This is a genomic window from Bacillus sp. CZDM1 (assembly GCF_055502545.1).
In genome coordinates this window covers 383,994-396,129 of the sequence record NZ_JBUESO010000003.1, presented here as the reverse complement: position 1 = coordinate 396,129, position 12,136 = coordinate 383,994, and the positions used below count along the sequence as shown (strand labels likewise).

Below are 12,136 nucleotides of genomic sequence, written 5' to 3'. Positions count from 1 at the left end.
AAATTTCTATCCTTGTTTTATTTCCTTCAATCAACATTTTCTATTAATTGGTTCATCATATCTTTGTCCATAGGCCCGACTATTTTCTTGCGAACAATCCCTTGAGAATCAATCAGGTAACTTGTTGGAATTGTAAGCGCTTGGTATTGGACGCCTACATCCCCATCCTGGTCGAGTAAAACAGGAAAAGTTACATTTCTATCTTTTACAAATCCCTTTACATTTTTTGGATTTTTCTCTGATGTGGTCAAATTAATGGCGAGTATTTCTACTTTGGATTTGTCGCTTGAGACATAAAAATTCTGCATGTGCGGAATTTCTGCTTTACAGGGCGGACACCAGGTTGCCCAGAAATTTAAAATGACCTTTTTTCCTCGCAAATCAGACAGTTTAACGTCAGCATCGTCTAATGTCTTTAATTGAAAATCAGGTGCTTTATTTCCTTCCTGGAGACCAATTTCTACTGTCTTTGTGCTGACTGTATTCACTTTCGGCTTATCCTCATTTAAGAAAAGGTTCAATAAAAAAGACCCGCTCATGACGGCAAACACAAAAACCAGTATCGACTGTAGAACCATTAGGTTTGTTATTTCTAATTTTCTGGCTTTAAAAATCAAATAAATTAATGCACCGAGCGTTCCTAAAATTAATCCCTTCGTTCCACCGGTAAAATATAATAACGACAGTGGACTTTCAATCATTAATTTCGGCTCCAGCAGCAGCTGACTACCTTTCCAAATCAGAAAGCCACAAAAAATACTGTTAAATACCAAATCAAATAATTGTTTACCAGGTTCTTTTTTTTGTGATTGCAACAGCCATAATTTCAGAAAAACAAATCCGATCACAACGGCGATACCCAGAACTAACCATTTCATCATAATAGTAAAAGAACCAATTTGGATAAACTCTATTACCGGTTCCCCCCTTCTTTTGAGTTTCTTCTCATGTTTATGAAATTAGAATATCAATTAAAAGCTTTATAAATCAGGTAAATGACTCCTGCCAGGAGCCATACAAACGTTCCTGGTCATATTGGAAGCGGTTGTTTAACCTGTTTTCCATCTCCAGAAACCTTTGTCCGACTGATTCCTCAAGAACCAGTCGTGGAACAATCCTTGATTTGTTTTTCTTCATCCGACATCATAAAACCCCCTAATTAATGTTTTCTAATTACCCAACAGGGTATTAAAGCATTCAAAAATAAAAGAGGCGATACCTCTTCTATCTACTTTTAACCAACAGTTCATGCTTTCATGCTATACCCACACAGGTATAATGTCAACGGAATTGTTTTGATTGGTTTTTATTTTTGGTCATTTCAAAATCTGGTATAAGAAGCCAGGCTTAAAATTTATAACCTTCTAGAAAATAAATTGTTTATTCCAATGTTGCCGCCAACGGACTATGTTTTTTAAGCTCTTGTATTGATAGATACAAAGTATAATTTCCATAATCGAGAACTTTATTAAGAAAAAGATTCAATTTTTCTTGAGAATTAACTTTTATTTTTATATGGTAACAGCCTTCTCCCGATACACGGTGAGCTTCAACTACCTCATTTTGATCATTAATAAAACGTATAAACGAATCATGGTTTGCTGTTTTCATATAAATAATGACAAACGCTGTAAAGATCAGTCCTACTTTCATTTCATCGACTATGAGAGAATAAGCTTTAATCACACCACTTTCCTCAAGTTTTTTAATACGATTTCCTACTGCTTGTCCCGTCATATGAATTTGTTCACCTAAGTCTTTCCATTGAATACGTGAATTCTCGGATAGTAACCGAAGGATCTGAAAATCAATGTTATCAAGTTCCATTATAAATTCCTTTCACCATGAAATGATTTGAGCTAAAAGTGTTTCATCAAAGTATCGATAGAAATTAAGATATTGTATATCATCATACTTGTAATAAAAATTTTTTATTGAGGTGAATAAAATGAGTACAGCTTTAATCATTGTTGATATACAAAACGACTATTTTCCAAATGGAAAGATGGAGTTAAGCAATCCTGTTAAAGCAGCTGCTAATGCTGCTAAAGTTCTTGATTGGTTTAGACAAAATAACAAAGGTAATATTTTCCATGTTCAACATATCGCAAGTAGTCCAGAATTAGGCTTCTTCCTTCCAAATACAGAGGGAGCTGAATTACATGAAACTGTTGTACCATTAGAACACGAAAACATTATCGTAAAAAATTTCCCTAACAGCTTTTTAAAGACTGATTTAGAAAGCAAATTAAGAGAACAAGGTGTAACCAAGGTAGTGGTTGTAGGTATGATGACGCATATGTGTATTGATGCAACCGTTAGAGCTGCAGTCGACCTAGGTTTTGAAACTACACTAATTGAAGATGCATGTGCGACTAGGGAGTTATCTTACCAAGATGTGGTTGTACCAGCAGAACAGGTTCATTATGCGTTTGTCAGCGCAATTAACGGTATGTATGCCAATGTTATTTCGACCGAGGATTTCCTGCAACAAAGCTAACCAAACTTGAATAATAAATAATTAAATATCAATGGGAGTTGTTCATAAACAGCTCCCATTTTTTTTGATGATAGACTATTAATCCAACCATTATACGTTATATCTTCAGTTTCCTAAAAACTGTTTGTCATACATTATCAAACCGAACCAACGGACACTAGGCCAATAATCAGCATTAGATTGTGATAAAGACAATTATGCAAGAGAATAATACATTAATAGATAGGATTAATTTTCTGTCCACAAAAGGTGTTCAAAGAGAAAGTGCCTGGCTTTCGTCTATTTCCCGAGCCAACGACACCATCAATATACTCTAATTGCTGATCTGATTCTTTCCTTAATTCTTCATATTCCTCAAGGGTAATATATCGGTTTTCAGGTAAATTCATAGAAAACACCTTCTTTCAAACCTAGTCTTATTAATATTATATGAGAAAGCAATGAATTAAACAAAGTTGAAAGTTTTATTTCCACTCTTTATATGAAGAAACCATATCCCTGCTGAAAACAGTCGGTTTTCTGTCCTTTTACTACAATAAACTTAATTAAATTAACCATCTTTATTTCTGCCTCATACAGTAAACGAGGGGGGAATGTGGATGCATTCATCAGGATTATTTTTACAGGAAATGTTCGTCCTATATGGTATTGCATTATTGGGGTTTATTGTAAGAAAAAATGGAATCCTAAATGATCATGCTAATGATGTGCTGACACAGCTGATTCTGAATATCACCTTACCTGCCCTCATTTTATTCTCATTAGATATTTCCTTTTCTTATACAATTGTAAAAGAATTTCTGTTGCTTGTATCAATGTCTGTTTATATACTGCTTTTATCCATTTTTTTAGCGTGCTGGATGAGCAAGCTCTCCAAACTCGCTGTTAAACAAAAAAGTGTTTATGAGGGTCTTATTATTTTTGGAAATCAGGGATTTATTGGTTACGCAGTAGGTTATATTCTTTTTGGCGACCAAGGAATTATTTATTTAACCATATTTAATATATGTTATTTAATTCTCATTTGGACGTACGGAATTTACCTGTTTAGTAAAGGCACGGAAATGATTAACTGGAAAAAGGTTTTTATGAATCCAGGAATCATGTCAACCTTCACCGGACTCTTCCTATTTTTCCTTCCGATCAGTTTGCCCGATATAATATCCAGAGGACTTGAAAGCGTTGGTAAAATGACCATCCCTCTTTCTATGATGATGGTCGGTATGTTAATGGCAAATGTAAAGAGTAAAGACTTTTTTTTATTCATGAAAAATATCTATTTATGGAAATCGGCGATGGTCAGACTTTTGTTCATTCCCTTGCTGCTGCTTCCATTTGCTCTCTTTCTCTGTTCCATATCCATTACTTGTAATTGCTGTCCTAGTTTCTGGTATGCCCTCTGCCCCAACGATTTCCCTTTATGCACAAAAATATGACGCTGATACTAGTTTTGCCTCTTTGGGTGTTCTACTAACAACATTGTTATGTATTATTACCCTTCCATTTCTTTATTTTGTCTTATATTTTTTAAGTAATTAAAGGTAATATGTTTAACACTAAGGAAAACTCTGAAGTCTTTTTAATATTGGCTGTGTTATTATTCATTGTTGATTATCGTGTAGGGTTGATCATTCATAGGCGGAGAATTTCCGGCTAATGTATATAAAGGAACCTTAAGAAGCAGATATAAACGGAAATATTACGGTTAACCGCTTCAAATAAGACAAAATCCAATGATTTGGATACCATAAGCGGAAATTCTCCGCTTATTTTCCAAACACAGTAAAATCAATATTCAGCTTTAACACAGCCTTAATATTAAAAGTGCCCATAATTTATGGGCACTTCTAGCGTTTACTATCTCAGAATATTTTCTCTTAAAATAAATTGTGCCAATTCTTCTATTTGTTCCGAGATGGCGCGGTCACTTTCCAGTGGCGGACAAATTCCACGGATTTTCTCTAGGTACTCTCTTGTTTTAGGGGCCAGGTCTCTTTCAGCCCCTTCTAAGTAGATGGCTTGAGAAGCACATATCATTTCAATGGCAATTACTCGGGCCGAATTATGAATAATTTCCCTTGCTTGTCTTGAGGCGATGGTGCCCATGCTGACGTGATCTTCCTGGTTTGCAGATGTAGGAATGGAATCTACACTGGCAGGATGGGCAAGAACTTTATTCTCAGAAACAAGGGAAGCGGCAGCATATTGCGCAACCATTAATCCACATTCCAAACCTGGATCTACAGCAAGGAAAGGAGACAAACCGCTTAACTGAGGATTAACAAGCCGCTCAATCCTGCGTTCAGAAATATTAGCCCACTCCGCTGAAGCCACTTTTAAAAAGTCCATTGATAACGCAATCGGCTGACCATGGAAATGTCCTCCCGAAATGATTTCACCGCTTTCTAAAATAATGGGATTATCCGTAACCGCATTGATTTCGACTTTTAAGCGGTCTTCCACATAGTGAATTGTCTGCCAGGAAGCACCATGTACCTGAGGGATACAGCGAATCGAATAGGCATCTTGAACTCGAACTTCTCCCTGATGAGTAATCCTTTTACTGCCTTCAAGCCATTTTCGCATCCGGGATGCAACCAATTCCAGCTCTGGATGCGGGCGAACTGCCAAAAGTTCGCTTTCGAAGGCAGAAATGATACCTTTTAAAGCCTCCATTGTTAAACAGGCTGCCATATCTGCAGCTAACCCTACACGCTCTGCTTCATTTAGTGCAATGGTTCCCACTGCCGTCATTGCTTGTGTTCCGTTAATTAGAGCCAGCCCTTCTTTTGCCTCTAGTGAAACAGGAGTAAGCCCCGCTCGTTTAAGCGCCTCTGCTCCAGGAAGAAGTTCTCCTTTATATTCAGCCTTCCCTTCTCCAATTAATACAATGGCAATATGCGAAAGTGGAGCTAAATCACCGCTTGCACCGACTGAACCTTTACAAGGAACGTTTGGGTGAACCCCAGCATTGATCATATCCACTAACAAATCTAGTGTTTCTTCCCGAATTCCGGAGAAACCCTTGACTAAGGAGTTTGCCCTCAGGGTCATCATTGCCCTAACCACCGGAGTTGGCAGGGGTTCGCCGACGCCAACGGCATCCGCACGAAGCAGGTTCAGCTGTAGCTTTGCAATATCTTCCTTTTCAATTTCAATATCACTTAATTTACCAAAACCGGTATTGACTCCGTAAATCACTTTTCCATCATTTATTTGTTTTTCAATCCGCTTACGACTTGCTCGAACTCGAATTCGGTTTTCTTCAGGGATGGAAACGTTTGCATTCCCCTTCACAATACTTTCAATCTTGTAACGATCAAGAGTCAGTCCGTCAAGTTCTATTACTTCCAATTCTACTAATTTACTATAACCCATTCGCTATCAAACTCCCTTTAGTGCTTTCGCAAAAATATTCTGTACATTGACTCTATTATAAAACTAATGCTGCTGTTACACCAAACACAAATAGTGGGATGTTATAATGCATAAACGTCGGAACACATGTATCCCATATATGGTCATGCTTCCCATCCGCGTTTAATCCAGATGTCGGCCCAAGAGTACTATCAGATGCAGGTGATCCGGCATCCCCCAAGGCGCCTGCTGTACCAAGCAATGCCACAGTTGCTAGGGGACTAAAGTCCATCATAATACATATCGGCACAAACACAGTTGCCAAGATTGGAACAGTACCGAATGATGTACCGATTCCCATTGTTACTAAAAGCCCGATTAGCAGTAATAATATAGCGGCTAAAAGCTTACTATCCCCGACAAGGGAGTTTACTGCTCCTACCAATTCACTAACCGCTCCAGTTTCTTTAAGAACGGTAGCATAGCCTGAGGCAACTAACATTACAAAAGCAATTGCCCCCATCAATTTCACACCGTCCTGTACAACCTGTTCCCCATCATTCAATGTTACAATTCTTCCTATGAACATAACAAGAATCCCGGCAAGAGCTCCTAATACCATTGACCCGACGATAAGCTGTGTGGCCAAAGCGATAACAACGGCTCCTATCGTGATAAAGTCTCTAACCTGAAACCTTCTTGCAGCCGTTTCATTCGTTGCACTGACCTCTGCAAAAGCTTGGTCCTGACTTGCTTCATATGCTCTTGCTTTACGATAAGAGAAAAAGATAGCAATAAATAAACCGACAAACATGCCAGCCGCTGGCAGTATCATCGCAAGTGGAATTTGCGATTGAGCAATTGGCATACCATTCGCTTTCATTTCCGCAGCTAGAATTCCATGGAAAATGATTCCATAACCAACTGGAATTACGATATATGGCATTTTCAAACCAAAAGTAAGGGCACTGGCCACAGCTCTTCGGTCCATTTTTAAATAATTAAAGAAAAGCAATAGAGGCGGGATTAAAATTGGAATAAAAGCAATATGGACAGGAATTAAGGTACCAGAAAGACAGGTAAGTCCAGCGATCATTAGCAATAATACATATTTGCTCTGCTTTTTCTTTGCCAGTAACTTGTCAATCAATATCTTGGTAATTCCTGAGTAGGCAATCATGGCGGCAAAAACACCAAGTAAAATATAACTTAAAGCCGTTTCCGCCTGTCCCCCCATCCCGCCGATTAGAGTTGAGAGCGTTTCCGATAGTGATAATTTGGCTGTCAGCCCGGCAATCATGGCGGCAAAAAGCAAAGCAAAAATGACATGTACCCTCAAAAGACTTAAGACCGTTAAAACAAGTACAGATATTAGTACAGGATTATCTAACATATAGGCCCCCCTCATAATTTGACCAATTAATAAATTCATTTTTTTCCGCCGTCCCTGGAAAAAAGCAACTTGCCACATATAAATTTTGAAGAGATATGCGGGCTTATTATAGTATTTTTATCTATACATGCCCCTGGTCTTCCTCACCGATTATGATTCTTTATGATTGGTATACCATTGCTCAATGAGTGCAGCCGTTAGTCTGCCAGTGTTAATTAGGTTTTCAATGCTGATACATTCCCTGAAAGAATGGATATTCTGAAACCCAAGTCCCAGTGTCAAACAAGTTAATCCATTTTCATTCAATACATTCGTGTCAGCTCCGCCCAATGTTTCTGTTAAATAAGGTTTTACAACGATATTTTCCGCGGCTATCCAAACTGTCTTTACTAAAATATCATCTTTAGGAATATCAAAGCCAAAATACTTTTTCTCGATTCTTACCTTTACCTTTCCGCCTTTTTTTTCAGCAGATTGCTGCATGACTTCTTCCATATGCTTTAGCTGAGCATCAAGCTTTTCCTTTGAAAAGCTTCTGACTTCGCCTGAAACTGTGACACTGCCAGGTATAATAGAGGTAAGCTCTCCCCCGTTAATAATCCCGATATTAGCCAGTGTTCCTTCTTCGATTTCACCAAGCTTCATATTAGAGAGACCTTCAGCAGCTATTAAAATAGCACTATTGCCTTCTTCTGAATTAAGCGCAATATGGGCGGCATTGCCTTGAACCTCCATATAAATACGGCTGCTATATGGACCTTTAAGAATAATTTGACCAACATCGCCGCTGCTATCAAAAATATAACCTGTTTTACTTTTTGCTTTAGAGTAATCCATATAGCGGGCACCAACTAATCCCGGCTGTTCATTTACCGTTAATATAAATTCAATTGGACCATGTGGAATACCGCCCTCAATGATGGCTCTCATGGCCTCAAGATAGGCCGCTAATGCCGCTCTGTCGTCTGCCCCTAAAATCGTTGTCCCGTCAGAATGGATCACACCATCTTTAATTACCGGCTTCAAACCCTCTGTTGGTAAAACGGTATCCATATGTGTAGAGAAGAATAATGGCGGGATTGTTGGATCTGTTCCTTCATGCCAAGCAATCAGATTGCCTGCTTCCCCATTAAAATTTTTATGTGCTTCGTCAAACTCAAGAGTAAACCCTAGCTCTGGTAAAGCCTTCTTTAAATAATCAGCGACCTGCTGCTCTTTTGTACTCGGTGCGTTTAATTTCGCTAATTCCAAAAATAAATCTAAAAGACGCTCTCCATTTACATGCTCAGCTGCACTAGATTTAAGTTTAGTTTGCATTTATACCCCTCCATACCTCTATTCATTTAGACTTGCGGTTAACAACCACTTTACCGTTTTTTATAACCGTTTCTACGACATTTGTTCCTAGTTCATATGCCACATGCTTATAGGTTGGAACATCCCAAATCTGTAAATCTGCTAATTTTCCTTCCTGAATGACTCCGCGGTCATCGAGGTTGAGTGCCCTCGCACCCGCGATTGTGGCTGCTTTAATCGCTTCCTCCACGGAAAACTTATACAAACGGCAAGCAAGAGCGATGACAAACTGCATTGATTGTGTATAGGATGCAGGGCAAAGGTCTGTAGCCAGTGCGATGTCCATTCCTAAATCGAGCATCTGTCTAGCATCAAATGGTCGCTTATGACCTACAGCAAAATCAAGTGCCGGCATTAAAACAGCTGTTACTTTTGCCTCTGCCAGCTTTTTCATTACTTCCACTGGCGTGTAATTTAAATGATCAATGGAAACCATTTTCATTTCAGCCGCCAGGTCAGAACCCCCAATGTAGGAGTAGGCATCTGCATGAATTTTTGGCTTCATTCCGTACTCTAAGCCAGCCTTAAGAATCCTTTCCGATTCCTCTGCTGTAAAATAACCAGCATCACACCATACATCACAAAACTCAGCCAGTTTTCGTTCAGCAACCTTTGGAATCATATCATTGATAATGACTTCCATATATTCCTCTTTCGAAAGGTTTTCTGGAATTCCATGTGCTCCTAAAAATGTATTTATCACATCAAGCGGCGTTTCTTCACCGAGTCTTCTGCTTACTTCTAGAATTTTAATTTCACTTTCTGTCGTTAGACCGTAGCCGCTTTTACTCTCCACTGTTGTAATTCCATTCTCAAGCATTGTCAGCATACGTTTCTTTGATTGTTCGAATAATTCATCTGAAGGGGTATTCCGTGTAAGCTCAATTGTTCGATTCGGCCCTATTGTCATCAAAAGCTTTTCAAGCTTCTCCGGCTTTCCTGTCAACTTAGCCGCATATTCTTCCACCCTTGTGCCATAAAACACTAAATGGGTATGGGAGTCAACAAAGCCTGGAACAACAACTTTGCCTGCACCATTAATTACACTGCCCGAATCAAATTCAAATTGGGCTTTGACCTCTTCTTCCGACCCGACTCCGACTATTTTGTCATCCTTGATTGCAATCCAGGCATTTGTAATTATGCCGATGTCTTCCATGCTATCTCCAACACAGGTTAAAGCTTCTGCGGCCTGTGAGATTACTAAATCTACCTTTATCTTTACCTTGGTATTAGACATTTTTAGCTATACCTCCATGATTATTTTTCACATATCTAGTTGTACTAGAGGTGATTCTTTCCTAATTTATACAAAAATCACAAACTTGCAATTTATAAAAATAGCAAAGCAAGCGGTGTGATTAGCATAAGAGAAAATACCGTTCTTAAGAACCAGATAGAGATGATATCTCTCATCTTCAACGGAATTTCTGTTGACATGATGCACGGAATTAACGAAGAAAAGAAAAGAATGACAGAAATGGATAAAGATCCAATGATAAATCTTGTCTCTAAACTAGACTTCAAAACGACTAAAGAAGGAACAAACATATCTACTAAATTAATTGCTGCAGCCTTTGCTGCCAAAAATGGCTCTGGGATTTGCAAAAGCGCTGTTAGCGGATAAAAAACATAGGCTATATAATCAAAAACTGGTGTTTGATTTACTAATATTAAACCCAGTAAGCCGATTGACATAATCGTAGGCAGAATGCCCATTGCCATTAGGACTCCGTCTCTTACATTTTCAAAGATATTCCGCCACAGTTTAGGGGCTGAATAGGCTGTCACCATCGCTTGATTCCATGCTACTTTCAGGCGGTCCTTCTTTATTACTTCTTCTGGATAACCTTCACCCGAATAGTAATCATCACTCATTTTACTGATTGGTCTTAGACGTACCGTAATGGCTGTAACCGCAAATGTAACAACTAATGTTAACCAAAAGTAAAGATTCCAAATATGCATTAAATCCAGTGTTTTCGCGACAACAATCATAAATGTGGCGGAAACGGTTGAAAAGCCAGTGGCAATAATCACCGCTTCTCTTTTCGTATATTTTCCTTCTTTATACACCCTATTTGTAATTAAAAGTCCAATAGAATAGCTGCCAACAAATGATGCAACAGCGTCGATTGCAGACCTTCCCGGTGTTCTCCAGATTGGCCTCATGATTGGCTGCATAAAAATACCGATAAACTCCAATAATCCATATCCAACCAACAAGGCTAAGAAAACGGCTCCGATTGGAACAAGCATACCAATTGGAATGAGTAAGAAGTTTAACCAATAAGGCCCCATATCTTCAGCCATTAACCAGGCGGGACCAGCCTTAAAAATGACAAGAACGGTTGCAATTGCCCCAAGAACTTTAAATAAAGAAAAAACCACTTCCACAGCATTTTTATTCCATGTCTTCTTATAAAAGGGGTGGATGGCGCCTAACACAACAAGGATTAAGACATAATAGGATGCCCCATTTCCAACCAATGATCGAACCCAAGTCACGAAATGATCTAATGGAATAGAGCTTTTCCCGTTCCATTCGATTGGAATAAAGAACATGAAGATACCAATTGAGCTGAACAGTAAAAACTTTATAATGTTCGGAATGGTATGAATGGGCGCCAGAAAATCAGTATTTTGTTTGAGCCCTAGCTGATGGGTTTCAACGGATTCTTGAAGTTTACTCATATGTTCACCTCTTTCAATAATTAACCGGAGTATGGGATTCTTTATTCAAAGGCTGTTTTCGCAAAGATTGTGGTTTTTTTATTGGTTAATAACGTTTTTTGCTTAAGTCGCCTCTGATTCGACACCATGGCTCATAGATTCAGCAAACTTGTCTGAGTTTCCACAGGTTCGGACACCTTGACTCTTAGATTCATCAAACTTGTCTGAAGTTCTCTCTGGTTCGGACACCATGACTCTTAAATTCATCAAACTTGTCTGAAGTTCCCTCTGGTTCGGACACCATGACTCTTAGATTTATCAAGCTTGTCTGAAGTCACCTCTGGTTCGGACACCATGACTCTTAAATTCATCAAGCTTGTCTGAAGTCACCTCTGGTTCAGACACCATGACTCTTAAATTTATCAAGCTTGTCTGAAGTCACCTCTGGTTCGGACACCATGACTCTTAAATTCATCAAGCTTGTCTGAAGTCACCTCTGGTTCAGACACCATGACTCTTAAATTTATCAAGCTTGTCTGAAGTCACCTCTGGTTCGGACACCATGACTCTTAAATTCATCAAGCTTGTCTGAAGTCACCTCTGGTTCAGACACCATGACTCTTAAATTCATCAAGCTTGTCTGAAGTCACCTCTGGTTCGGACACCATGACTCTAAAGTTCATCAAACTTGTCTGAAGTTGCTACAGGTTCAGGCATGATGCCTCTAAAGTTCAACAAACTTGTCCGAAGTTGCGATAAATTTAGAGTAATTTGTACAGAAAGCAACTAAGTTTACAAAAGAGCCAATTCAAAAGAAAGGGCTGCCCCTTAAGTTCTATTCCATTCTAAGATCATAC

At 38.8% G+C, this 12,136-nt stretch carries 12 protein-coding genes; 2 read left to right on the top strand and 10 right to left on the bottom strand.

The window, feature by feature from the left end; all coding sequences use genetic code 11:
• Nucleotides 1-26: 26 nt before the first annotated feature.
• The 3 genes from ACY3XC_RS09605 to ACY3XC_RS09595 all read right to left on the bottom strand — a co-directional run bounded on the left by ACY3XC_RS09605 (nucleotide 27) and on the right by ACY3XC_RS09595 (nucleotide 1,827).
• Nucleotides 27-881 (bottom strand): TlpA disulfide reductase family protein, encoded by an 855-nt coding sequence (locus tag ACY3XC_RS09605; RefSeq protein ID WP_464868323.1) that lies wholly within the window; start codon nucleotides 879-881, stop codon nucleotides 27-29.
• Between the two features lie 106 nt (nucleotides 882-987).
• Complete coding sequence (locus tag ACY3XC_RS09600; RefSeq protein WP_464868322.1) at nucleotides 988-1,137, bottom strand: hypothetical protein; 150 nt, start codon at nucleotides 1,135-1,137, stop codon at nucleotides 988-990.
• A 243-nt stretch (nucleotides 1,138-1,380) separates the two neighbouring features.
• Nucleotides 1,381-1,827, bottom strand: a complete 447-nt coding sequence (locus ACY3XC_RS09595; protein WP_464868321.1) for an Lrp/AsnC family transcriptional regulator — start codon at nucleotides 1,825-1,827, stop codon at nucleotides 1,381-1,383.
• A 121-nt stretch (nucleotides 1,828-1,948) separates the two neighbouring features.
• Between ACY3XC_RS09595 and ACY3XC_RS09590 the strand changes: the two genes are divergently transcribed.
• Nucleotides 1,949-2,500, top strand: a complete 552-nt coding sequence (locus ACY3XC_RS09590) for a cysteine hydrolase family protein (RefSeq protein WP_464868320.1) — start codon at nucleotides 1,949-1,951, stop codon at nucleotides 2,498-2,500.
• Nucleotides 2,501-2,715: 215 nt separating this feature from the next.
• On the opposite strand, the gene ACY3XC_RS09585 is transcribed toward ACY3XC_RS09590, so the two are convergent.
• Nucleotides 2,716-2,889, bottom strand: coding sequence for a hypothetical protein (locus ACY3XC_RS09585; RefSeq protein WP_464868319.1), 174 nt, complete (start codon nucleotides 2,887-2,889; stop codon nucleotides 2,716-2,718).
• A 210-nt stretch (nucleotides 2,890-3,099) separates the two neighbouring features.
• On the opposite strand from ACY3XC_RS09585, the gene ACY3XC_RS09580 reads away from it, so the two are divergent.
• A complete protein-coding gene (locus ACY3XC_RS09580) occupies nucleotides 3,100-3,936 on the top strand; it encodes an AEC family transporter (protein ID WP_464868318.1) in 837 nt (278 codons plus the stop codon).
• Between the two features lie 421 nt (nucleotides 3,937-4,357).
• On the opposite strand, the gene hutH is transcribed toward ACY3XC_RS09580, so the two are convergent.
• From hutH to ACY3XC_RS09550, 6 genes are all read right to left on the bottom strand, one after another.
• The gene (gene hutH, locus ACY3XC_RS09575) at nucleotides 4,358-5,878 is read right to left on the bottom strand and encodes a histidine ammonia-lyase (RefSeq protein ID WP_464868317.1); all 1,521 of its coding nucleotides are present in this window, start codon (nucleotides 5,876-5,878) and stop codon (nucleotides 4,358-4,360) included.
• Between the two features lie 55 nt (nucleotides 5,879-5,933).
• Nucleotides 5,934-7,250 carry a Na+/H+ antiporter NhaC family protein gene (locus tag ACY3XC_RS09570; RefSeq protein ID WP_464868316.1) on the bottom strand — a complete coding sequence of 439 codons (1,317 nt, stop codon included), beginning with the start codon at nucleotides 7,248-7,250 and terminating at the stop codon, nucleotides 5,934-5,936.
• 150 nt (nucleotides 7,251-7,400) lie between these two features.
• Nucleotides 7,401-8,567, bottom strand: coding sequence for a M20/M25/M40 family metallo-hydrolase (locus ACY3XC_RS09565; protein WP_464868315.1), 1,167 nt, complete (start codon nucleotides 8,565-8,567; stop codon nucleotides 7,401-7,403).
• A 22-nt stretch (nucleotides 8,568-8,589) separates the two neighbouring features.
• Complete coding sequence (hutI, locus tag ACY3XC_RS09560; protein ID WP_464868314.1) at nucleotides 8,590-9,846, bottom strand: imidazolonepropionase; 1,257 nt, start codon at nucleotides 9,844-9,846, stop codon at nucleotides 8,590-8,592.
• Nucleotides 9,847-9,938: 92 nt separating this feature from the next.
• A complete protein-coding gene (locus ACY3XC_RS09555; protein WP_464868313.1) occupies nucleotides 9,939-11,300 on the bottom strand; it encodes a YjiH family protein in 1,362 nt (453 codons plus the stop codon).
• 102 nt (nucleotides 11,301-11,402) lie between these two features.
• Nucleotides 11,403-11,549, bottom strand: a complete 147-nt coding sequence (locus ACY3XC_RS09550) for a hypothetical protein (protein WP_464868312.1) — start codon at nucleotides 11,547-11,549, stop codon at nucleotides 11,403-11,405.
• Nucleotides 11,550-12,136 lie beyond the last annotated feature (587 nt).